At 62.9% G+C, this 23,368-nt stretch carries 19 protein-coding genes and 1 tRNA gene; 7 read left to right on the top strand and 13 right to left on the bottom strand.

Going from position 1 to position 23,368, the window contains the following annotated elements; translation table 11 throughout:
• Positions 1-90 precede the first annotated feature (90 nt).
• Together ACB030_RS05895 and ACB030_RS05900 are read right to left on the bottom strand one after the other, a co-directional pair.
• Positions 91-2,415 carry an acyl-CoA dehydrogenase gene (locus ACB030_RS05895; protein ID WP_371158590.1) on the bottom strand — a complete coding sequence of 775 codons (2,325 nt, stop codon included), beginning with the start codon at positions 2,413-2,415 and terminating at the stop codon, positions 91-93.
• A gap of 47 nt (positions 2,416-2,462) precedes the next feature.
• The gene (locus ACB030_RS05900) at positions 2,463-3,116 is read right to left on the bottom strand and encodes a TetR/AcrR family transcriptional regulator (protein ID WP_371158591.1); all 654 of its coding nucleotides are present in this window, start codon (positions 3,114-3,116) and stop codon (positions 2,463-2,465) included.
• 463 nt (positions 3,117-3,579) lie between these two features.
• Here ACB030_RS05900 and ACB030_RS05905 point away from each other — a divergent pair, with 463 nt between their 5' ends.
• Both ACB030_RS05905 and ACB030_RS05910 read left to right on the top strand, forming a co-directional pair.
• Entirely contained in the window at positions 3,580-4,320 is a 741-nt protein-coding gene (locus tag ACB030_RS05905) for a phosphatase (protein ID WP_371158592.1), read from the top strand.
• 86 nt (positions 4,321-4,406) lie between these two features.
• Positions 4,407-4,482 (top strand) — tRNA-Thr (locus ACB030_RS05910).
• Between the two features lie 247 nt (positions 4,483-4,729).
• Here the strand turns inward: ACB030_RS05910 and ACB030_RS05915 are convergent.
• The 4 genes from ACB030_RS05915 to ACB030_RS05930 form a co-directional block, all read right to left on the bottom strand.
• A complete protein-coding gene (locus ACB030_RS05915; RefSeq protein ID WP_371158593.1) occupies positions 4,730-5,725 on the bottom strand; it encodes a sulfate ABC transporter substrate-binding protein in 996 nt (331 codons plus the stop codon).
• Positions 5,726-6,060: 335 nt separating this feature from the next.
• Positions 6,061-7,476 (bottom strand): efflux transporter outer membrane subunit, encoded by a 1,416-nt coding sequence (locus ACB030_RS05920; RefSeq protein ID WP_371158594.1) that lies wholly within the window; start codon positions 7,474-7,476, stop codon positions 6,061-6,063.
• The gene (locus ACB030_RS05925) at positions 7,469-10,618 is read right to left on the bottom strand and encodes an efflux RND transporter permease subunit (RefSeq protein WP_371158595.1); all 3,150 of its coding nucleotides are present in this window, start codon (positions 10,616-10,618) and stop codon (positions 7,469-7,471) included. Before ACB030_RS05925 ends, ACB030_RS05920 begins: the two co-directional genes overlap by 8 nt.
• Positions 10,619-10,635: 17 nt before the next feature.
• Positions 10,636-11,829 (bottom strand): efflux RND transporter periplasmic adaptor subunit, encoded by a 1,194-nt coding sequence (locus ACB030_RS05930; RefSeq protein ID WP_371158596.1) that lies wholly within the window; start codon positions 11,827-11,829, stop codon positions 10,636-10,638.
• Positions 11,830-11,979: 150 nt separating this feature from the next.
• Between ACB030_RS05930 and ACB030_RS05935 the strand changes: the two genes are divergently transcribed.
• The 3 genes from ACB030_RS05935 to ACB030_RS05945 all read left to right on the top strand — a co-directional run bounded on the left by ACB030_RS05935 (position 11,980) and on the right by ACB030_RS05945 (position 14,676).
• A complete protein-coding gene (locus tag ACB030_RS05935) occupies positions 11,980-12,621 on the top strand; it encodes a TetR family transcriptional regulator (RefSeq protein ID WP_205642099.1) in 642 nt (213 codons plus the stop codon).
• Between the two features lie 90 nt (positions 12,622-12,711).
• The gene (locus ACB030_RS05940) at positions 12,712-13,380 is read left to right on the top strand and encodes a class I SAM-dependent methyltransferase (RefSeq protein ID WP_371158597.1); all 669 of its coding nucleotides are present in this window, start codon (positions 12,712-12,714) and stop codon (positions 13,378-13,380) included.
• 117 nt (positions 13,381-13,497) lie between these two features.
• Entirely contained in the window at positions 13,498-14,676 is a 1,179-nt protein-coding gene (locus tag ACB030_RS05945; RefSeq protein ID WP_205642101.1) for a dicarboxylate/amino acid:cation symporter, read from the top strand.
• A 74-nt stretch (positions 14,677-14,750) separates the two neighbouring features.
• Here ACB030_RS05945 and tesB read toward each other — a convergent pair whose 3' ends face one another.
• The 7 genes from tesB to ACB030_RS05980 all read right to left on the bottom strand — a co-directional run bounded on the left by tesB (position 14,751) and on the right by ACB030_RS05980 (position 20,613).
• A complete protein-coding gene (gene tesB, locus ACB030_RS05950) occupies positions 14,751-15,614 on the bottom strand; it encodes an acyl-CoA thioesterase II (RefSeq protein ID WP_371158598.1) in 864 nt (287 codons plus the stop codon).
• Between the two features lie 256 nt (positions 15,615-15,870).
• Positions 15,871-16,242, bottom strand: a complete 372-nt coding sequence (locus ACB030_RS05955; RefSeq protein ID WP_371158599.1) for an endonuclease domain-containing protein — start codon at positions 16,240-16,242, stop codon at positions 15,871-15,873.
• Positions 16,243-16,408: 166 nt separating this feature from the next.
• A complete protein-coding gene (gene rluB, locus ACB030_RS05960; protein WP_103244558.1) occupies positions 16,409-17,332 on the bottom strand; it encodes a 23S rRNA pseudouridine(2605) synthase RluB in 924 nt (307 codons plus the stop codon).
• A 110-nt stretch (positions 17,333-17,442) separates the two neighbouring features.
• Positions 17,443-18,015 carry an SMC-Scp complex subunit ScpB gene (gene scpB / locus ACB030_RS05965; RefSeq protein WP_005323473.1) on the bottom strand — a complete coding sequence of 191 codons (573 nt, stop codon included), beginning with the start codon at positions 18,013-18,015 and terminating at the stop codon, positions 17,443-17,445.
• Positions 18,016-18,108: 93 nt separating this feature from the next.
• A complete protein-coding gene (locus tag ACB030_RS05970) occupies positions 18,109-18,990 on the bottom strand; it encodes a ScpA family protein (RefSeq protein WP_371158600.1) in 882 nt (293 codons plus the stop codon).
• Complete coding sequence (locus ACB030_RS05975; protein ID WP_371158601.1) at positions 18,983-19,603, bottom strand: L-threonylcarbamoyladenylate synthase; 621 nt, start codon at positions 19,601-19,603, stop codon at positions 18,983-18,985. Before ACB030_RS05975 ends, ACB030_RS05970 begins: the two co-directional genes overlap by 8 nt.
• A 128-nt stretch (positions 19,604-19,731) precedes the next feature.
• The gene (locus ACB030_RS05980) at positions 19,732-20,613 is read right to left on the bottom strand and encodes a PHP domain-containing protein (protein ID WP_371158602.1); all 882 of its coding nucleotides are present in this window, start codon (positions 20,611-20,613) and stop codon (positions 19,732-19,734) included.
• 421 nt (positions 20,614-21,034) lie between these two features.
• Between ACB030_RS05980 and ACB030_RS05985 the strand changes: the two genes are divergently transcribed.
• Together ACB030_RS05985 and ACB030_RS05990 are read left to right on the top strand one after the other, a co-directional pair.
• A complete protein-coding gene (locus ACB030_RS05985) occupies positions 21,035-22,672 on the top strand; it encodes an anthranilate synthase component 1 (RefSeq protein WP_371158603.1) in 1,638 nt (545 codons plus the stop codon).
• An 80-nt stretch (positions 22,673-22,752) separates the two neighbouring features.
• Entirely contained in the window at positions 22,753-23,367 is a 615-nt protein-coding gene (locus tag ACB030_RS05990; RefSeq protein ID WP_371158604.1) for an aminodeoxychorismate/anthranilate synthase component II, read from the top strand.
• Position 23,368 lies beyond the last annotated feature (1 nt).

A 23,368-nucleotide genomic window follows, 5' to 3' on the forward strand; every position in this document is an offset into this window, starting at 1 on the left:
GCATTTAACTGGAATTAATCGAGGTTGTAAATGCCTGGTTAACAAACAAAAAACCGGCCACATGGGCCGGTTGTCGGTTCATTCTCGGGATCAGGCGGCGTGCACGACCGGGTTCGGTTGAGACAGCCCTTCCAACTCGCCCGGGGCGAAGTTGTCCACCTGGATCGCCTCGTAGCGCAGGGCATCGGCGGCCAGCAGCTTGTCGGCCTCCTCCTTGCCGAGGATGGACTGGGACAGGGCCGCGGCCACCAGCTCCGGCAACGCCAGCTTGCGGGGCAGCTTGCCCTCTTTCTGGGCCTGCACCAGCTTCTTCTCGATGGGCTGCACCGCCACCATGGCCTGGAAGGCGCGCTCCATCAGACCGACCGGATCAGCGTCATCCTTGCCCACGTAGCAGAGCGCGGTCAGACGGTCGCGGAACTCCCCCGGCGTCATCATGGCCAGACAGATGGCGTGGCAGCGATCGTCTGCCGGCATCTTGTAGCCCACGCCGAACGGGAAGACCACGCGTTTGAGCACGGCGCCCACCACCTTGTTCGGGAAGTTCTGGAAGAAGCCCTCGAACGCCTTGCCAATCAGGTAGAGGTTGCGCTCCACCGCGTACTGCACGAACGGCAGATCCGAGACCATGCGGCCCTGATCCTCGTAGTGCTTGAGGGTGGCGGAGGCCAGGTAGAGGTGGCTCAGCACGTCCCCCAGACGGGCGGAGATCATCTCCTTGCGCTTGAGATCGCCACCCAGCATCAGCATGGAGACGTCGGCGCACAGGGCCAGCCCTTTACTCATGCGGGACAGCTGCTTGTAATAACGCGCGGTCTCGCCGCCCACCGGGGAGCCGTTGAACTGCCCCAGGGTCAGCCCCTGGAACAGGGCGCCGAAGAAGTTGCCGGTGCCAAACGCGATGTGTTTCATCAGCAGGGCATCAAACTTCTCGAGGCCACGCTCCACATCGGTGTCGGCGGCCGCTTCCAGCTCGGCAAAGACGTAGGGGTGGCAGCGGGTGGCACCCTGCCCGAAGATCATCAGGTTACGGGTCAGGATGTTGGCCCCTTCCACCGTGATGGCGACCGGAATACCCATGTAGGCGTAGCCGGTGTAGTTTTTCGGGCCCAGCTGAATGGCGCGACCGGCATGGATGTCCATGGAGTCATCCATCACCTGACGGGCCATCTCGGTCATGTGGTACTTGGAGATGGCGGTAACGATGGCCGGCGCCTGACCCAAGTCCAGCGAACCTGCGGTCATGCGACGGGCCCCTTCCAGCTGATAGGTGAGGCCGCCGATGCGGGCCAGCGCTTCCTGCACACCTTCAAACTTGCCGATGGACATGCCGAACTGCTTGCGCACGTAGGAGTAGGCCCCCACGGTGCGGCTCGCCATGTGACCACAGGCGGTACCCAGGGCTGGCAGCGAGATGCCGCGACCGGCGGAGAGGCATTCGACCAGCATGCGCCAGCCACGACCGGCGTAATCCGGGCCGCCGATGATCCAGTCGAGCGGAATGAACACATCCTTGCCGAAGGTCGGGCCGTTCAGGAACGCCAGACCCATGGGGTAGTGGCGATCGCCAACCCGCACCCCAGGGTGACTGGTGGGGATGAGCGCGCAGGTGATGCCGAGCTCTTCCTTGTCACCCAGCAGTTTTTCCGGGTCATACAGCTTGAACGCCAGACCCAGCACGGTAGCGCGCGGCGCCAGGGTGATGTAACGCTTGTTCCAGTTGAGGCGAATACCCAGCACCTCTTCACCCTTGTGCATCCCCTTGCAGACGATCCCCTTGTCAGGGATGGCGCCGGCATCGGAGCCCGCCTCCGGACCGGTCAGAGCGAAGCAGGGGACTTCCTTGCCGTTGGCCAGCCCCGGCAGCCAGAAATCCTTCTGGGCCTGGGTACCGTAGTGCATCAGCAGCTCGCCCGGGCCGAGGGAGTTGGGCACCATGACGGTGACCGCCACGCTCAGGCTCTTGGTGGCGATGCGGGTGACTATGGTGGAGTTGGCAATCGCCGAGAATTCACGGCCGCCGTAGGATTTCGGGATGATCAGGGAGAAGAAGCCTTCCTTCTTCAGATAGTCCCAGACCGGCTCCGGCAGGTCTTTGGTTTCGTTGACGATCTTGAAGTCATCGACCATGGCGAGCAGGGTTTCGACCTGATTGTCGATGAAGGCCTGCTCTTCGGCGCTCAGTTCGGCCTTGCCGTAGCCGTGCAGTTTTTTCCAGTCGGGGTTGCCGCGAAACAACTCGCCATCCCACCAGACGGAGCCGGCTTCCATGGCCTCCCGCTCGGTAGCCGACAAGGGCGGCAGTATCTTTTTGAAGATGCCGAACACAGGACGGGTTACCACCTTTTTACGGATGGCGGGCACGCCGAGCACCACGGCTATCGCCAGCACCAGCAGGACAAGCAATGTGATCATACCGAAGTTCCTTCTATTTCACTGTTTCCGTTGATTATTGTTGGTTGTTACACGGCCAGGGAGAGCCTGGTCGACTCCACGGGCGCCCCGACACCGGACGCCAGATAAGGAATAACGTTGCGCACCAGCCCTTCCACATCGAGCTGCTGGCCAAAATCGGCCTGGGCGATGTCCCGCAGGGCATCGGCGGAAGCCATGGTGAACACGACTGTGCCCAGGGTGAAGTGCAGGCGCCAGAAGAGATCCGCCGGCGACAGGGCCGGGTTGGCCTTGGAAATCGCCTGGGTGATCCCGTGCAGGGTCGCCCCGTAGTGGGTGGTGATGAAACGACGCAGGTGGCCCTGGCTATCGATGTAACCGCGCCCCAGCAACTGCATGAAGAGCGCCGGGCCGTTGGCCCGCACCGCCACCAGCTTCATCAGGGGATCGACGAAGCTTTCAAACACCTGCAGCAGAGTCAGCTGCTCCTGCGCCATCAGGGTCTGCAGGCGCGCATCCAGCGCCGGCATGAAGAGGCTAAGGTAGCGATCGAGCACAGCCTGGATCAGCTCCTTTTTGGAGCCGAAGTGGTAGTTGACCGAGGCCAGGTTCACATCGGCCTCGCTGGTGATCAGACGCAACGAGGTATCGGCGAATCCCCGCTCGGCAAACAGCACCTCGGCAGCATCGAGAATACGGTTTTTGGTATCGATTTTACTCACTGGACACCTCACTTAAACGAATGTTTAAAAAGTACGTTTCACGCCCAGTCATGTCAAGAGAATGTGAACAGGTGTTGGCGAAATGTTTTCAACCAAAAAAGCGGGAACAAGATGGGAACTTAGCGGCCAGGCCGGACTCTATATCTATGCCACTGCAATTAAACATTAAGTCTCGCCCAACTTGCACCATGCTAGTTGGGCATTTTTTTATCCGGATGGCGGCGAAGATTGCGGGCGAAAAAAAACCGTCGCAGGGGCGACGGTGGGGAAAAGTGAGTCGAATCATCCAGTTTCGACTCATCGATGAGAGTTCAGGCTTGCATCGATGGGGCTATGCTCGCAGACAAAGGTGGTCAGACTTTGTCAGTCCTGGCGTAATTTGTGACAAAGTATGGCAGGCCGCCACATGGCCCGAGTCCGCCAATTTTGCTATGCTGGCGCCTCATGCCAGAGGGGAGAGAAGATGAAGTACCAGGTCGATACCCACACGCACACCGTCGCCAGCACCCACGCCTACAGCACCATTCACGATTACCTGCCCATTGCCAGGGCCAAGGGGATCAAGCTGTTCGCCACCACGGATCACGGCCCCGACATGGCCGATGCCCCTCACTTCTGGCACTTCGTCAACCTGCACGTCCTGCCGCGGGTGGTGGACGGGGTCGGCATACTGCGCGGCATCGAGGCCAACATCAAGAACATAGACGGCGAAATAGACTTCCCCGAGCGCTACGAGTCGCGCCTCGACATGATCATGGCCGGCTTCCATGAGCCCGTGTTCCCCCCTTGCGATCAGGCAACCCATACCCAGGCCATGATCAACGCCATCAAGAGCGGCCGGGTCGACATGATAAGCCACCCGGGCAACCCCGCCTTCCCCATCGACATCCAGGCAGTGGTCAGGGCCGCCGCCGAATACCGGGTGGCGCTGGAGATCAACAACTCCTCCTTCAGTCACTCCCGTCCGGGCAGTGAGGGCAACTGCCGCGCCATCGTCGAGGCGGCGCGCGACCTCGGTGCCTACCTCACCTTTGGCTCCGACTCCCACGTGGCCTTCAGCCTGGGGGACTTTGACCACTGCCACCGGCTGGTGACCGAGGCAGGCTTCCCAGAAGAGCGGATCCTGGCTCGCTCCCCCCGCGCCCTGCTCGCGTTTCTCGAAAGCCGTGGCCGCGCCCACATTCCGGAATTCGTCGATCTCTGAGGTGTACCCGTAACTCCATGAGCAGGCTCATAAAAACAGCCCGGTATCATTGACTTGCCTGCACATTTTCGGGAATCTAGGGGCAAGCCGGTGTAGCTCAGTTGGTAGAGCAGCGCATTCGTAATGCGAAGGTCGCAGGTTCGACTCCTGTTTCCGGCACCAGGTAAAACAAAGGGTTAGCTTCGTTCAGACGCTAACCCTTTGTGCTTTTTGTGATGTGGGCCCCCGCCAGGGCCCCTGATTGTCCCCGCGAGCGCCCAGCCCATTTCTTTCATATATCGGCGATGTCCGGTTCTTCCATTCTGCCCCTGACACGCCAACCGGGAGGCAGAGCAGTCAAGTCGTGAGCCCAAGACGAATGGCCCCAAGATGGCGGCACCTGGCCGGGCTTTGGCCACTCGGGCGCCTCTTACCGCACGGCATAGATCTGGTCGAACACCCCGCCCTCCTTGAAGTGGGTGCTCTGGATAACAGGCCACTCGCCAAAGGTCTTCACCACGTTGAGGAAGGTGGCGTTCGGGAAGCGGTCGGCAAATTCGGCGAGGATAGCCGGGCTTCGCGGACGCAGGTAGTTGTTGGCGGCGATGCGCTGGCCTTCGTCAGACCACAGGTAGGTCAGGTAGGCCTCGGCCTCCTTGCGGGTGCCCTGCTTGTCGACCACCTTGTCGACTACCGCCACCGGGAGCTCGGCCACGGCGGTGACGCTCGGGTAGACCACCTCGAAGCTGCCACGACCGAACTCGCGGGCGATCATCTCGGCTTCGTTCTCGAAGGTGACCAGCACGTCGCCTATGCGGTTCTGGATGAAGGTGGTGGTAGCCGCACGGCCACCGGTATCGAGCACGGGGACTTGCTTGAACAGCTTGCCGACAAACGCCCTGGCCGCCTTCTCGTCGCCCCCCTGCTCCAGTACATAGCCCCAGGCCGACAGGTAGGTGTAGCGGCCGTTCCCCGAGGTCTTGGGGTTGGGCACTATCACCTGCACCCCCTCCTTGAGCAGATCAGGCCAGTCCTTCAATCCCTTGGGATTGCCCTTGCGCACGATGAACACAGTGGCCGAGGTGAAGGGCGCACTGTTGTCCGGCAGGCGGGCCGCCCACTCTTTCGGGACCAGGCCGCCATGCTCGGCCAGGGCATTGATGTCGGTGGCCATGTTCATGGTGATGACATCGGCGGGCAGGCCGTCGATGACGGCGCGCGCCTGCTTGCTCGAGCCGCCGTGGGACATATTGATCTGCAGCGGCTCGCCGCCTTCCGCCTGCCAGTGTTTCTGGAAGGCGGCGTTGTAGTCCTTGTAGAAGTCACGCATCACGTCGTAAGAGGCGTTGAGCAGGGTGGCGGCCTGGGCCAGCGGGGCCAGGGCCAGTCCTGCGGCGAACAGGGTGGCGGGCACGAGTCGTTTCATTGCACGTCCTTGGAATGAGAGTCGAGTGACCAACTATAAGAGCCACCCACTTATTCTTTGAAAGAATAATTAGTGCGCAGCTTATGCGATTAATGGCATCCCCTCGGTAGGACTCAGCGAACGAGCCGAATGTTGGCTGCGATTAGGCCGCCGGTTTTCTCTGGCCAGTGATGGCGGCAGGGGCACATTATCGATAGCGTCTGTGCTCGCTTGCTCCCGGTCTGGGCGGGTTTCTCCCCGCAACCAGGATGGGGTTTGCATGGTCAATCGCACCTAAAAAAACAGGGCGAACCAGATGGTTCGCCCTGTGGCTGTGACGTTGTCGGCGAGAGAGACTAGCCCTGCCCTTCGGAGGCCGCCGGGGCCTCCTTGGGTGCCTGCCAGCCGCCACCGACCGCCTTGTAGAGGGCGACCTGGTTGCTGAGCTGGGCCAGGCGGGTGCTGATCAGCCCCTGTCTGGCGCTGAACAGGGAGCGCTGGGCATCGAGGCGGGTGAGATAGCTGTCCACCCCCTGCTCGTAGCGGAACTCTGCCAGCTTGAAGTAGGTCTGGTTGGCATCCACCAGATCCTGCTGAGCCTGCAGCTGCTGCTGGTAGTCCGCCTGGGCGCCGAGCGTATCCGCGACCTCCTTGAAGGCGGTCTGGATGCTCTTCTCGTAGCTCGCCACCGCCTGTTTGGTGCCGACCTCAGCCACGTCCAGATCCGCCACGCGCTTGCCACCGTCGAAGATGGGCAGGTTTATCTGGGGCATGAAGGTCCAGGTGCCGGTGCCACCGTCAAACAACCCGCTCAGCTGGTTGCTGGCGGTGCCCGCCGTCGCGGTCAGCGAGATGGTCGGGAAGAAGGCGGCGCGGGCCGCGCCTATATTGGCGTTGGCCGCCTTCAGGTTGTGCTCCGCCGCCAGTATGTCTGGCCGCTGTTGCAGCAGGCTGGAGGGGGCCCCCACCGGGATGGCGGCCAGTTGCACCTCGGCCAGGGTCGCCGGTTGCCCTTCCAGCACCGGCACCTCTGTGCCGAGCAGCAGGGCCAGACCGTTTCTGTCCTGTTTCACCTGGCGCTGGTATTGCGCCTGGCTGACCCGGGCGTTCTCAAGGGCCGTGCGCCCCTGCGCCAGCTCCATCTCGGAGGCCGCCCCCAGCCGGTACTTGTGCTGGGTCAGGGCATAGCTCTCCTGCTCGGTCGCCAGCGTCGCCTGGCTTAGCGCCAGCAGCTCCTGATCCGCCAGCAGGGTGAGGTAGGCATTCGCCACCGAGGCGATCAGCGCTATCTGGGTGCTGCGCTGGGTCTCGATTTGCGCCAGGTAGTTCTCCAGTGCCTGATCTTTCAGGCTCTGGATCCGGCCAAACAGATCCAGCTCATAGGCGGTGATGCCGATGTCGGCGCCGTACTGGCTGCTGATGCTCCCCTGCCCCGTGCTGCTGAGATCGTCGGATCCCTGCTGACGGGTGCCGGAGCCGCTGGCGGCCAGGGTCGGCAACTGGGCCGCCCGCTGGATCCGGTATCTGGCCTCATAGGCCTCGACGTTGAGGGCCGCGAGCCGCAGATCCCGGTTGTTCTCAAGGGCGGTGTCGATCAGCTTTTGCAGCGCCGGGTCCAGGAACTGTTGCTGCCAGGGTGCCAGCGCCCCCTGGGTGGCGAGGTTCTCTTGCCAGGAGGCGCCTTGCGGCACCTCGGGGCGTTGGTAATCGGGGGCCATGGAGCAGGCCCCCAGCAGCAGCGTCACACTCAGGGCGACCAGGGTCTTAGTCATGTTGGGTCTCCTTGGTCAGCGCGGCGCGCTCCTCGGCTGAACTCTGCTTGGTGAAGTAACGCATCACCAGCACGAAGAAGAGCGGCACGAAGAAGATGGCGAGCACTGTGGCCGTGATCATCCCCCCCATGACGCCGGTGCCGATGGCGTTGCGGCTGCTGGCGCCGGCACCTGTGCTTATCACCAGCGGCAAGACGCCGAGGATGAAGGCAAGGGACGTCATCAGGATCGGACGCAGACGCTGGCGGGAGGCTTCCACCACCGCATCGCCGAGCTTCATCCCCTTGTCGTGGAGCTCCTTGGCGAACTCCACGATGAGGATGGCGTTCTTGGCCGAGAGCCCGATAGTGGTGAGCAGGCCCACCTGGAAATAGACGTCATTCTCCAGGCCACGCATGGTGGCCGCCAATATGGCGCCCAGTACCCCGAGCGGCACCACCAGCATGACAGAGAACGGAATGCTCCAGCTCTCGTAGAGGGCCGCCAGACAGAGGAAGACCACCAACAGCGAGATGGCGTAGAGCGCCGGCGCCTGGGAGCCTGCCTGACGCTCCTGGAAGGAGAGTCCGGTCCACTCGATGCCGATGCCTTCCGGCAGCTGTTTCACCATCTGCTCTATGGCCGCCATGGCGTCACCGGTACTCTTGCCGGGGGCCGCTTCACCGACGATCTCCATGGCGGAGACGCCGTTGTAACGCTCAAGACGGGGCGAGCCGAAGCTCCACTCGGTGCTGGCGAAGGCGGAGAAGGGCACCATCTGGCCCGCGCTGTTGCGCACGTACCACAACTTGAGATCCTCCGGGTTCATCCGGAAGGGGGCATCCGCCTGCAGGTAGACCTTCTTGACCCGGCCTCTGTCGACGAAGTCGTTCACATAGGAGGAGCCCCAGGCCGCCGACAGGGTGTTGTTGATGTCGCTGATGGAGAGCCCCTGGGCCAGCGCCTTCTCGTAATCGATCTTGATGTCGAGCTGGGGGGTGTCTTCCATCCCGTTCGGGCGTACCCGCACCAGGTTGGGATCCTGCGCCGCCATGCCGAGCAGCTGGTTGCGTGCCTGCATCAGCTTCTCGTGCCCCAGACCACCGCGGTCCTGCAGGAAGAAGTCGAAGCCGGTGGCCGTGCCGAGTTCCGGGATGGGGGGCAGGTTGAAGGCGAACACCTGGGCCTCCTTGATGCTGAACAGATAGCCCATGGCGCGGCCAATGATGGCATTGGCACTGCGCTCCTCGCCTTTACGCTCGCTCCAGTCCTTCAACTTGATGAAGGCCATGCCGCTGTTCTGGCCGCTACCGGCGAAGCTGAAGCCCGCCACCGTCAGCACGGAGTCGACGTTCTCCTTCTCGTTTTCGAGGAAGTAGTCGCGCATGTCGGCCAGCACCACCTCGGTACGCTCCTTGGTGGCCCCCACCGGCAGCTGCACCATGGACATGATGACCCCCTGATCCTCTTCCGGCAGGAAGGAGGTGGGCAGGCGCATGAAGAGCACCGCCAGCACCGCCAGCATGGCCAGGTAGATGATACTGTAACGGGTCCCCTGCTTGATCACCTTGCGCACGCCGTTCTGGTAACGGTTGGCATTGGTGTCGAAGAAGCGGTTGAACCAGCCGAAGAAGCCGCGCTGGGCACCGAACTCCCCGTGTTTCATGGGTTTGAGCAGGGTGGCACAGAGCGCCGGGGTCAGGATCAGCGCCACCAGCACAGAGAGCACCATGGCCGAGACGATGGTGAGGGAGAACTGGCGATAGATGGCGCCGGTCGAGCCGCCGAAGAAGGCCATGGGCACAAACACGGCAGACAGTACCAGGGCGATGCCCACCAGGGCGCCGGTGATCTGGGTCATGGACTTGCGGGTCGCTTCAAGCGGGGAGAGCCCCTCCTCGCTCATCAGGCGCTCCACGTTCTCCACCACTACGATGGCGTCATCCACCAGCAAGCCGATGGCGAGCACCAGACCGAACATGGTCAGGGTGTTGATGGAGAAGCCGAAGGCCGCCATGACCCCGAAGGTACCGAGCAGCACCACGGGCACGGCGATAGTCGGGATCAGGGTCGCCCGGAAGTTCTGCAGGAACAGATACATGACGCAGAACACCAGGAAGATCGCCTCGATCAGCGTCTGCACCACCTCCTCAATGGAGATCTTCACGAAGGGCGTGGTGTCGTAGGGGTAGACGATCTCCATGTTGGCCGGGAAATAGGCTGAAAGCTCACCCAGCTTGGCCCGCACCATCTCGGCGGTATCCAGCGCATTGGCACCGGTGGCCAGCTTGATGGCGACCGCCGCCGTGGCCTGACCGTTGTAGAGCGCGGAGGCATCGTAGTTTTCGCCGGCGAGCTCGACCCGGGCCACGTCCTTGAGCAGCACCTTGGAGCCATCCTGGTTCACCCGCAGCAGTATGTTGTTGAACTCCTCCGGGGTGGAGAGCCGGGTCTGCCCCATGATGGTGGCGGTGAACTGCTGATCGTTCACCGCAGGGGTGCCCCCCAGCTTGCCGAAGGCCACCTGGGCATTCTGGGCCTGGATGGCGGCCTGCACGTCTCCCGGGGTCATCTGCACCCGGTTGAGCTTGTGGGGATCCAGCCAGACACGCATGGAGTACTGGCTGCCGAACAAGGTGATGTCACCCACGCCGTCCAGACGGCTCAGGGGCTCCTTGATGTTGGCCACCACGTAATCCGCTAGGTCATCGTTGGTCATGGACCCGTCGGTGGAGATGAAGGCGGCCACCATCAGGAAGCTGCTGGAGGTCTTCTGGACCCGCACACCCTGCTGCTGCACCTCTTGGGGCAGGAGCGACATGGCCTGTTGCAGCTTGTTTTGCACCTGCACCTGGGCGATGTCGGGATCGGTACCCGGCTTGAAGGTGAGGGTCACGCTGACGTTGCCGGACGAATCAGACTGGGCAGACATGTAGAGCAGGTGATCCAGCCCCGTCATGTTCTGCTCGATGATCTGGGTCACCGAGTCTTCCACCGTCTTGGCGGACGCCCCCGGGTAGCTGGCGGAAATGCCAACGGCCGGCGGGGCTATGGTCGGGTACTGGGCGATCGGCAGGCCTATGATGGCCATGGCCCCGGCCAGCATGATCACCAGGGCGATTACCCAGGCGAAAATGGGTCTGTCTATGAAAAATCGTGCCATGAGGCGACTACTCCATCCTACTGCTTGGTGACCGGGGTCTGATCGGCCTGTGTGGTCGTGGTGGTGCTGGTGCGCTCAGCGGGCGCCACCAGGGCACCGGGTTTGACCTTCTGCAGACCGGCCACTATCACCTTCTCGCCGGCATCGAGGCCGGACTCCACCACCCAGCTGTCGCCGACCACGCGGCTGAGCTGCACTTCCCGCAGCTCGACCTTGTTGTCCGCGGTCACCACCATGACGGTGGCACCGCCTTTGGGCGTGCGGGTCACGGCGGTCTGTGGCACCAGCAGGCCTTCTGGGCGCTCGCCCTCCTGCAGGGTGGCGCGCATGAACATGCCGGGCAGCAGCAGATCATGGGGATTCGGGACCAGGACCCGCAGGGTCACCATGCCGGTGGTCTCGTCCACTGTCACGTCGGAGAACTGCAGGGTCCCCTGCTCGCCGTACTGGCTGCCATCTTCCAGCTGGAAGCTGACCTTGGCACCATCCTGCTTGCCCTGGGTCAGCTTGCCGGCGGCGACCTGGCGCTTGAGGCGCAGCAGATCGGCGGTGGACTGACGCACGTCCACGTACATGGGATCGAGCTGCGAGATGGAGGTGAGGCTGTCCGCCTGTTGGGCGGTGACCAGGGCACCCTCGGTCACCGCAGACTTGCCGATGCGGCCGCTGATGGGGGCGGTGATCCTGGTATAGGCCAGGTTGATGTTGGCGCTCTGCAGGGCGGCCTTGGCGGCCCCGATCTCGGCAACCTGCTGCTTCCAGGCCGCGTCGGCGTCGTCATACTCCTGACGGCTGATGGCTTTCACCTTCACCAGCTCGGCATAACGCTGGGCCTTGAGGCGGGCGCTCTGCTCGTTGGCCTGCGCCTTGGCCAGGTTCGCCTTGGCGCTGGCGACGGCAGCCTGATAGACGGCGGGATCGATCTGGTACAGCAGTTGACCGGCCTTGACGTCGCTGCCTTCGGTGAACAGGCGCTTGAGGATGATGCCATTAACCTGGGGGCGCACCTCGGCCACCCGCAGGGGGGCGGTGCGACCGGTGAGCTCTGACATCAGTTGCAGCGGTGCGGCATGGAGGGTGACCACGTCCACGGCGGCAGGCGGCATCTCGCCCGCCCCTTGCCCGGCCTCGCCCTTGTCGCCACAACCAGCCAGCAGACCGCTTGCCAACAAGGCAAGGCCCACCGAACGTGCGAGAATGTGTTTATGCATGGAGTTTCTGAGCCTCTGTTTCAAACAAAAAATCACAAAACCACAGGGTTTGTAGGGCCCCTGTTGGTAAAACTGCGAAGATGAGGCAATATACATACATTCATAAATGTATGTAAGTAACTTTTTCCCCTTTTAACAGGTACAGATCCGATGGCCAGAAGAACCAAAGAAGAAGCGCAGCAGACCCGCTGCCACATCATGAGCACGGCCCTGAATCTGTTCTGCCAACAGGGATTGGCGAAGACCAACCTGACCGACATCGCCAAGGCGGCAGACCTGACCCGGGGCGCCATCTATTGGCACTTCAAGAACAAGGAGGAGCTGTTCGTCACCTTGTGGGAGGAGCTGTGCGCCCCCCTCTCCCACCAGCTCGATGCCTGTGTCGATGAGCAGGAGCCGGATCCCCTCGGCAAGCTGCGCATCTTCCTCAAGGAGGTGATGTGCAAGATCAGCACAGAACCCGCCCATCAGCAGATGTTCACCATCATCTTCAACCTGGAGCCTCTGGAGGGAGAGGCCGAAGCCCTGAGGGATCACATGCGCCTGCAATCGGTCAACTTCTTCCGGGATCTGGAGATCACCCTGGGCAACGCCGTGCGCCTCGGCCACCTGCCCCAGGGGCTGGATCTGCGCCGTGCCACCACCCTGCTGCACTGCACTCTGGACGGCTACATCATCAACTGGCTGCACTTCCCGGAGCGCATCAACCTGATTCGGGAGGCCGACTTCCTGCTCGACACCCTGTTCAGTCTGCTCGCCAACCCCTCTCCCTCGCTCTTGCGCCGCCCCTGATGCCACGCAGGGCCGGGAAGGATCCTCAGCAGATCTGAACATCAGGGGGCAAATTTGCTAGAGTAGCCGCCCACCTTAGAGACGAGCCCTATGCCACTGTCACAGTCACCCGCCCCAGACACTCAAAACGCTGCCCCGCTGGCGCCGCGCCCCGCTCTCATCGGCCAGGCCCACTCCCCCTTCCTGGCACGCTTGCAGCCGGGTGCTCACCTGCTGGAAGCCGGTTGCGGCGCGGGGGAAGATCTCCACTATTTTCGGGAGCTGGGGTTCATGGTCACCGCCTTCGATGCCAGCCTGAGCCAGGCCAGCGCCGCCTCGCGCCTGTGCGGCCAGCCGGTGCGGGTCTGCCGCTTCGAGCAGATGCACAACGTGCTGCCCTATGACGGCATCTGGGCCAGCGGCTCGCTGCCCTGCCTGACAGAGGATGAGCTTGCCCCCGCCCTGATGCACCTCGCCGCCCTGCTCAAACCCCAGGGGCCGCTCTACTGCTCCTTCCCCTATGGCGAGAGTGAACCCGCCAGCCCCTTGTCCCCCTCACAGGACGAATACCCGCTGCTGACCCGGCTCGATGAGGCCCGCTTGCAGCAACTGATCGCCCCCCTGCCGTTTGAGCTGCATCAGCGCTGGTGCAGCGACGATGCCGTGCACGGCCGCTGGCTCCATGCTCTGCTGATCCGCGACCCCAATCCCGCCACAATCAATCAATATCGCGGCCGTCGATCCAGACAGGGTGCCCGACGCGATTCAGCATCCAGATAACAATATTTAACTCTGAGTTAACCAGGTGATGGCAGACAAGATGCGGCATTTGTGTTAAAAAGCGGCATTAAAATCAAAATTAAATAACAAATCAGACACTAACACCTGGATTTACCCATGAAACTCGTCCTCAATCTGATTGCCGGCATCCTCGCCGGTCTCCTGCTCGGTCTCTACGCCCCGGAATGGGTCGCACGGGGGCTGTTCACGGCCAAGACAGTGATAGGTCAGCTGATCACCTTCACCATTCCGCTCATCATCCTGTTCTTCATCATGAGCGGCATCGCCAGCCTGCCGAAGAACTCCGGCAAGCTGCTCGGCAAGACGGTGGCCCTCTCCTACTGCTCCACCATACTGGCCGGCCTGTTCGCCTTCACGGTGGCGAGCCAGCTGATCCCGCAGCTGACCACGGCCGCCGAGCCCACGGCCCAGGCCGCCATCAAGCTCAGCTCCTACATCAATCTCGAGATCCCGCCGCTGTTCGGGGTGATGTCGGCGCTGGCCGCTGCCTTCGTGTTCGGCATCGGCATCAGCGCCACCCAGGCCACCGACCTGCGCCGGGTCGCCGATCAGGGCCGTGACATCATCGACCGCCTGCTGGCCCGCGTGATCATCCCGCTGCTGCCCTTCTACATCGCCGGCGTCTTCGTCGAGATGACGGTGGAAGGCACCGTCTTCGCCACCCTCAAGACCTTCGGCGTGGTGCTGGTGATGGCCATCGTCATGCACTGGCTCTGGCTCTCCGTGCTCTTCATCGGCACCGGGCTGGCGCTGGGCCGCTCCCCCGCCATGCTCATCAAGAACATGCTGCCCGCCTACTTCACCGCGCTGGGCACCATGTCCAGCGCCGCCACCATCCCGGTGGCCCTGCAAGCGAGCAAGAACAACGGCGTGAGCGACGGCATCGCCAACTTCACCGTGCCCCTGTGCGCCACCATTCACCTGTGCGGCTCCACCATCACCCTGGTGACCTGCGCCACCGCAGTGATGTTCCTCTCCGAGCACCTGGCCATCCCGGGCTATGGCACCATGCTGCCCTTCATCATGATGCTCGGCGTCATCATGATTGCGGCGCCGGGCGCCCCCGGCGGCGGCGTCATGTCGGCGCTCGGCCTGCTCACCTCCATGCTCGGCTTCGGGGAGGCTTCCATCGCCCTGATGATCGCCCTCTACCTGGCCCAGGACAGCTTCGGCACCGCCTGCAACGTCACCGGTGACGGCGTCATCGCCCTCTGGGCCGACCGCTTCGCCCGGGGTGAAGAGACCCTGGCCGCCCCGCAGCATGACGCCGCCTGAGGGCCTGCGCCGCAATAAAAAAACGGGAGCCACTGGCTCCCGTTTTTGTCGATGGACTGCCTGTGAAGGAAGGCTCAGCCCCGGCGACGGATCACCCCCTCCTGCGCTGTGCTCGCCACCAGCACGCCGTCACGGGTGAAGAACTGACCGCGTACCAGACCACGGCCGCCGCTGGCGCTCGGGCTGTCCACCACGTAGAGCAGCCAGTCATCCAGCCGGAACTCCCGGTGGAACCACATGGAGTGATCTATGGTAGCGACCTGCATGTCCGGCTCCCAATAGGAGACCCCGTGGGGCTGCAGGGCGGTCAACAGGAAGTTGAAATCAGAGGCATAAGCCAGCAGGTAGTTGTGCACCCGCTGGTCATCCGGTATCTGCCCATTGGCCTTGAACCAGACGTGGCGCAGGGGCGCCTCTATCGCCGGGCGGATGGGGTCGACCAGGGTCACCGGGCGGATCTCGATGGGCTGCTCGCAGAGGATCTTGTCGCGCAGGGAGGCCGGGATCAGCTGCTCGTAGGGACGCACCAGCTCCAGCTCGCTCTTGAGCAGTTCAGGCGGGGTGATCCCCACCGGCATCTGGGCCTGATGCTCGAAGCCGCTGGTCTCCACCTGAAACGAGGCGTTGAGGTAGAAGATGGGCTTGCCGCCCTGAATGGCCTTGACCCGGCGGGTGGAGACTGTCTGACCGTCACGGATATTCTCTACGTCATAAACGATGGGACGAGTCACATCCCCGGGGCGCAGGAAGTAGGAGTGGAAGCTGTGGACCTGGCGATCGCTGGCCACCGTCTGCTTGGCAGCTGACAAGGCCTGCCCCATTACCTGTCCGCCAAACACGGCCCGCAGACCGAGATCCTGGCTCTGGCCCCGAAACAGGCCCTCCTCTATTTTCTCCAGCGCCAGCAGTGCCAGCAGCTCATCCAGTACCTTGCTCATTCTTATCTCCTGTATTCAGTGCGGGAAAGGCTAACAAGCCCGCCCCGCCAGGGCAACCATCCTGATGCACATCCCACAGCAGCAACCCCCTCCCGGCCTCCCCCTTCAAAAGGGGGAGGAGTATGCCGATCTCCAACCCACACAGAGGCAACTCTGGCTGCATCCCCCTTCACCAACGGGAGGAAAATACCGACCACCTCCCCACCAAGAGGCAACTCTGGCCCCCTCCCCTGGCAAGGGGAGGGCTGGGGTGGGGTCAGACGTGCTCAAGCCATGCCCGAATCGATACCACCACCCCGGGTAGATTTTGCATCACCTCCCTGTTGCTAAATCTCAGTACCGTCAACGACAGGCCCGCCATATAGGCATCCCGTTGCTTGTCATGGCTCAAGCCCTGCTCGTCGAAATGGCTGTCACCATCAACCTCTATGACCAATAACCGCTCGGGGCAGTAAAAATCCGCAATGTATGGGCCTATGCCCTGCTGACGGCGAAACTTGACTCCCAGTTGCCCAGCCCGCAGCACCTGCCACAGTCGCCGTTCGGGCGCTGTCGAATTGCCTCTTTGCTCACGCCGCTTGTCCAGCGTGGCTTCGCGGTTGAAAATGCGGATTGGCCTCTCGCCCATAGTTGTGCTCCTTTGGCTACAAACCATTTCAGCGTAAACCACAGCAACCCCCTCCCGACCTCCCCCTTCAAAAGGGGGAGGAGCATCGCCGCAAACAAAAAGCCCGCACCATGGGGTGCGGGCTCTTGGCTTGCCTTGACCGACCATGTCAGGCCACGGCGGCGGCTTACTTGCTGCCGGTGCCGGAGTTGCGAGTCGAGGCTTGCGGCTTGCGACGGGCCGTGGTGCTGCGGGCGCGCGGCTCCTTGCCCTGCATGTCCTTGTGGCGCTTGACGGCGCGACGGATCTGGGCGGCCTGCTTGTGGCGGGTGCTCTTGCCATCCTGCTGCAGGTCGACCTTGGACTCGGTCTCGTTGGGCAGATTGACCAGGCCGCGCAGGTAGTTCACCTCGGGCAGTTTGAGCTCCTGCCAGCCACCGCGAGGGATGCCGCGATCCAGGGTGACGTCACCGTAGCGAATACGCATCAGGCGGCTCACCTGCACTTCCTGGGATTCCCACAGGCGGCGCACTTCACGGTTGCGACCCTCGGTCAGGGTGACGTTGAACCACTGGTTCAGCCCTTCACCGCCGGCCGGCTTGATCTTGTTGAACCTGGCCATGCCGTCTTCCAGCTGCACGCCCTTGCGCAGGCGCTGCAGCATGGCTTCGGTGATCTCGCCAAAGACGCGCACCGCGTATTCCCGCTCCACTTCGTGGCTCGGGTGCATCAGCCGGTTGGCAAGCTCGCCGTCTGTGGTGAACAGCAAGAGGCCGGAGGTGTTGACGTCGAGGCGGCCCACCGCAATCCAGCGGGCCCCGTCCATCTTGGGCAGACGATCAAACACGGTGGGACGACCTTCCGGATCGTGACGGGTACACATCTCCCCTTCGGGCTTGTGGTACGCCAGCACGCGGCAGATCTGCTCCTCGGCCGCACGGGTCTTGACCTGGTGACCATCCACCCGGATCACGGCGTTCACTTCGACGCGATCCCCCAGCATGGCGACCTTGCCATCCACGCTGACCCGACCTGCGGTGATCAGGGCCTCCATCTCACGACGGGAGCCTTGACCCGCGCGGGCCAATACTTTTTGCAGTTTTTCACTCATCGGGTTTACCTGATTGTTGATCGCTGCCCGCTGACATAGCGGACAACATTGACTCCTGTGACGCGCCCTCGGGCATCGTCACCACGTTCATTCTCAAGACGGCCTGCCGCTTATTGACCGTCGCTCCCCTCGCCCAGCATGACCGGCAAGGGGGAGTGCAGTTCGGGATCCAGCTCGGGGAGCTGCTCCAGACTCTGCAGATTGAAATAGTCCAGAAATTCTCGGGTGGTGGCGAGCAGCTCGGGGCGACCCACCACCTCCTTGTGACCTATGCTGCGCACCCAGCCGCGCTCTTTCAGGGTATTGATGATCTGGCTCGATACCGCCACCCCGCGGATGGCTTCTATCTCGGCCCGGGTGATGGGCTGACGATAGGCAATCAGGGTCAGGGTTTCCAACACGGCACGGGAATAGCGGGGCGCCCGTTCGCTCCACAGGCGCGACAGCTCCTCGGCGTACTCCTGGCGGGCCTGGAAGCGCCAGCCGGAGGCGACCTCCTTGAGCTCCACCCCCCGCTCGCTGTAGTCCTGCCTGAGCTCCGCCAGCAGCAGCTGCACATAGCGGCTGGTCACCGGATAATCGGCCAGCACGCCGCTTTTCAGCTCGCTCACATTGAGCGGACGACCGGCCACGAACAACGCCGCCTCGATCAGAGTTTTTAAACGTTCAGCAGGCAGCGCCATCACGCATCCCTCCCTGAATCAGGGTATTGAGTCGTTCAGTGGGCAGCACCACGGTTGCCCTCCCCGTCCAGACTGCCCGAGGCGAACCGCCACTCAGTGTACCTGCTCATGCTCCCCCCCTTCCCCCTGGCTCGCCAGGGCAAAATGGATTGGCCCCAAGGGCTCGGCCTGCAGGATCCAGATAAGCTGCTCCTTGCACAGCTCCAGCAGGGCCAGGAAGGTCACCAGCACCCCCATGCGTCCCTCTTCGGCCCGCAGCACCTGCTCAAGGCGCAGGGTCTGGCCCAGGGAGAGCATGGCGAGGATCTCCGCCATGCGCACCCGGGTCGGGATCTGCTCGCGGCGGATCTGGTGATGTTCAAAATGAGTCGCGCGTTTTACCACACTTTGCATGTAAAGGGCGAGCTCAACCAGCGAAACATCGGGGGCCAGCGGCTTCAAGGCGCCAAAATCCGGTGGCAAGGCGGTGGCGATGAAGATCTCCCGCTCCAGCCTCGGCAGGGCGTTGACCCGCTCCGCGCCCAGCTTGAAGCGCTCGTACTCCTGCAGCCGGCGGATCAGGGTGACGCGGGGGTCTTCCCCCTCCTCCTCGTCCTCCAGCTCAGGGGCCTTGGGCAACAGCAGGCGGGATTTTATCTCCGCGAGCCAGGCCGCCATCAGCAGGTATTCCGCCGCCAGCTCGAGATTGAGCCCCTGCATCAGCTCCACGTACTCCATGTACTGGGCGGTGATCTGCAGGATAGGCAGGTTCAGGATGTCGAGCTGCTGACGGCGGATGAGGTAGAGCAGCAGATCCAGCGGCCCCTCGAAGGTGTCGAGAAACACCTCCAGCGCATCGGGCGGAATAAACAGATCCTGGGGCAGCTCATGGTAGGGCTGCCCCAGCACTTTCGCGATGGGCGGGGGAAGCAGGGCCTCCCCCGTCGCACCCGGCGCGATCACCGCCTCGGGTACGGGCTCGGCAGTATCACTCAAACGGCGTCGGATCCCCGGCACCGCGACGGCGCAACACGGGCTCGTCGTCGGAGAAGTCCACCACAGTGGTGGGCTGCTCGCCCAGATAGCCGCCGTTGACCACCAGATCCAGCTGCTTGCCGAGCTTGTCGGCGATCTCTTCGGGGTCGAATTCCGCCATCTCGGAGCCCGGCAGGATCAGGGTGGTGGAGAGCAGCGGCTCACCGAGCGCCTCCAACAGGGCCAGGGCGATGTTGTTGGCGGGCACCCGGATGCCGATGGTCTTCTTCTTCTCGTTCATGAGGCGGCGCGGCACCTCCTTGGTGGCCTTGAAGATGAAGGTGTAGGGCCCTGGGGTGTTGTTCTTCACCAGCCGGAAGGCGGTGTTGTCCACCTTGGCGTAGGTGGAGATCTCCGAGAGATCCCGGCACACCAGGGTGAAGTCGTGGGTCGGATCGATGCGGCGGATGCGGCAGATGCGCTCAAGCGCGTCCTTGTTGCCCATCTGGCAGCCCAGGGCATAGCCGGAGTCGGTGGGATAGACGATGACGCCGCCGCTTTGCAATATCTGCACCGCCTGACCGATGAGGCGAACCTGGGGATTGTCCGGATGTACGTAAAAATGCTGACTCATATGCTCTTCTCGCGATAGGGGCACGCCGGGTGCCCGCTCATGGTCACGGGCCCCTTGGCCCATGACACTACCTTAACCTGTTTGGCACAGACTCGCCCGTACCAAAGATCCGTGCCCGCCCATTGTGCTCAGCGGCTGGCCAGCAGGCTGGCATGCTGCTCCTGGCTGAGCCCGAAGTGATCGGGGTGTCCGAGCCAGAGCGGCATGCCCTCCTTGGGCAGCCACAGATGGCGGCCCAGCTCGGTCCAGTTGGAGGGGAAGTGAAAATCGGACCCCACCGAGATATAGAGGTCGTGATCCTTGGCCCACTGACCGAGGTTGGCCCGCTCCTGTGGGCTCTGCTGGGGCAGGGAGACCTCCATGGCATCGCCACCGGCCGCCTTGAAGGCCACCAGCAGCCGCTTGATCCACTTGGCGGTAAGATCGTAACGGCTCGGGTGGGCCAGCACCGCCAGCCCGCCCGCGGCGTGAATGGCGGTGATAGCCTCCCCCATCTCGGGCCACTCGGCGGGCACATAGCCCTTGTTGCCCCGGCTCAGGTACTTCTTGAATACCTTTTGCATGTTGTCGGCCACCCCGCGCGCCACCAGCACCCGGGCAAAATGGGCGCGGGTCACGGCGGCATCGCCGGCCAGGGCCTTGGCCTCTTCATAGGTGCCCGGGATCTGGCACTTTTCCAGACGGCGCCCTATTTCCTGGGCACGCGCCTCCCGGCGGGCCCGCTGGCCGGCCAGGAAGGCAGTCAGCTGCGGATTTTTTTCATCCACCCCGAGCGCCACTATGTGGATCTCGTGGTGCTCCCACCCGGTGGAGATCTCGACCCCGCTCACCAGTCGCAGCGGCAACTGTTCGTTCTGGATCGTCTGACGGACTTCATCAAGCCCGTCAAGGGTATCGTGGTCAGTGACCGCTAACACCTCCACCCCTTTCTCGGCGGCGCGGCGCACCAGATCGGCGGGGCTCAGCACGCCATCCGAGGCCGTGGTATGACAGTGAAGATCGAATCTCATCGGCTTGTTTCGCTCTCATCAGGGGGCCTGCTTGGGGAAAAGAAGGCAAAAAAGCGACTTGACTTGGCCGCGGCTTTATCGTTTTCTGTAGGCACTTCATTGCAAACATCTTTTTACAGGACGCTATCATGCAAACGACTTCCATCCTGACCATCTGGTGGTGGCACACTCCCTGACATGCGGGCGTGTGGTCGTTGCTGTACCTGTAATCTGACAGCAAATTAAGAACCCAAAGAAAAAGCCCGCTGACCCCAGCGGGCTTTTTTATTATCCGGCAAATGGACCTGTGATGAAACCGACAATTCAGACAAGTGCACTGACATGGCGATGGCGAACTCGCTGACGTGACGAAAATCCAATCCCAATTCGAGAGAAACGCCATGACCATCGGTTACACACAACACATGCAAGGGAAGGCATTATGACAGGCAACAAGACCCGGTTACCCCTGGGCGAATTCGATACCATCAGGCTCAATGCCCCTTATGTGACAGATCCCCTGGCGCTCTACACTCGGCTCTGCCAGGACAGCCCCAACAACCTGCTGCTGGAATCGGTGGAGATCGACTCAAAGGCCGGCACCCAGAGCCTGCTGCTGGTGGATGCCTGCCTGCGCATCGAGTGCCGTGGCCGCACTGTGCGGGTTCGCGCCCTCACCAGCAACGGCGCCGCGCTGCAGCGCCTGCTCGAGCAGCGCCTGAGCGCCGTCGTCACCCAGACCCGGGTGGCGGACGCGCTGCAACTCGACTTCCCGGCCTCCGATCGCACCCTTGATGAAGACAGCCGCCTCAAGGGCAGCAGCGTGCTGGACGTGCTGCGCACCCTGCAACAGGAGCTCCAGTGCCAGCAGGGTAAAGAGGCCCTCTTCATGGGAGGCAGCTTCGCCTACGACCTCATCGCCTCCTTTGAGGATCTGCCCGAGGTGCCGGAAGGGAGCAACGACTGCCCCGACTACTGCTTCTATGTGGCCGAGACCCTGATCACCATAGATCACATCAAGCAGAGCACGGCGCTGCTGGCCTGCCTCTTTGGCGGCGAGCAGGACGAGAGCCAGCTCGATGAGCGTTACGCACAGCTGACTGCGCGCCTCGAGGCCTTCAAGCAGGCCTGCCAGCAGCCGCAACCGGTGGCGCAGGGCGCCAAGCCCCTCACCGGCAACCTCCATATCGACAAGAGCGACAAGCAGTTCTGCGCCGAAGTGGAGAAGCTCAAGGGCTTCATTCGCCGCGGCGACATCTTCCAGGTGGTGCCGTCCCGCAGCTTCTCCCTCCCCTGCCCCAACCCGCTGGCCGCCTATCGCCGCCTCAAGCAGACCAACCCCAGCCCCTACATGTTCTATGTGCAGGATGAGGGCTTCACCCTGTTTGGCGCCTCCCCGGAGAGCGCGGTCAAGTTCTGCGCCGCCAGCCGCCAGGTGGAGATGTACCCCATCGCCGGCACCCGCCGCCGTGGCCTCAACCCCGATGGCAGCATCAATCTGGATCTGGACGGCCGCATCGAGCTCGAACTGCGCCAGGACGAGAAAGAGGTGGCAGAGCACCTGATGCTGGTGGATCTGGGTCGCAACGACATCGCCCGCATCTCCGAGCCCGGTACCCGCTACGTGAAGGATCTGCTGAAAGTGGATCGCTACAGCCACGTGATGCACCTGGTCTCCCGGGTGGTGGGCCGCCTTCGCTCGGATCTCGATGCCCTGCACGCCTATCAGGCCTGCATGAACATGGGCACCCTGACCGGCGCCCCCAAGCTGCGGGCCAGCGAGCTTATCCGCATGGTGGAAGGCAAGCGCCGCGGCAGCTACGGCGGCGCCGTGGGCTACCTCAACGGCGCGGGGGAGATGGACACCTGCATCGTCATCCGCTCCGCCTTCGTGAAAGCGGGTCTGGCCCATGTCCAGGCCGGTGCCGGCGTGGTCTATGACTCCAAGCCCCAGGCCGAAGCGGACGAAACCCGCGCCAAGGCGGCCGCCGTGCTGGCCGCCATCGCCGCCAGCCATGGCACCTCCCTGCAAGCCCTGAGCGCCCAGCAGGAGCAACATAAGGACGTGAGCCATGACTAACATCTTCCTGCTCGATAACTTCGACTCCTTTACCTACAGCGCCTTGGCCGATCAGTTCCGCACTTCGAAGGAGCAGCACCATGACTAACATCTTCCTGCTCGATAACTTCGATTCGTTTACCTACAACCTCGTCGACCAGTTCCGCACCCTGGGCTATCCGGTGCGCATCTACCGCAACAGCCTGCCGGCGACCCGTATCATGCAGGAGATAGAAGCCTGCGACGGTGACGCCGTGCTGGTGCTCTCCCCGGGACCGGGCGCCCCCCATGAGGCCGGTTGCCTCATCGATCTCATCAAGCTGGCCCGCGGCCGGGTGCCCATCCTCGGCATCTGCCTCGGTCATCAGGCCCTGTGCGAAGCCTACGGCGGCACCGTCGGGGCGGCGGGCGAGATAGTCCACGGCAAGCGCTCGCTGATTGAGCACAACGGTCACGGCGCCTTCGCGGGGCTGCAAAGCCCGCTGCCGGTGGCCCGCTACCACTCCCTGGTGGCGACCTATGTGCCGGAGGAGTTGCAGGTGATTGCCCACTATCAGGGCATGCCCATGGCCATAGAGCAACGGGACGAGCGGGTGCTGGGCTTCCAGTTCCACCCGGAATCCATCATGACCTCGGAAGGGGCCCGCCTGCTGACCCAGGCCCTCGCCCATATCTGTCGTCCAGAAAGCCTTTTCTCACGAAGCGACGCGCGGTAAG

The sequence above is a fragment of the Aeromonas sp. S16(2024) genome (assembly GCF_041403065.1).
Lineage (GTDB): Bacteria > Pseudomonadota > Gammaproteobacteria > Enterobacterales > Aeromonadaceae > Aeromonas.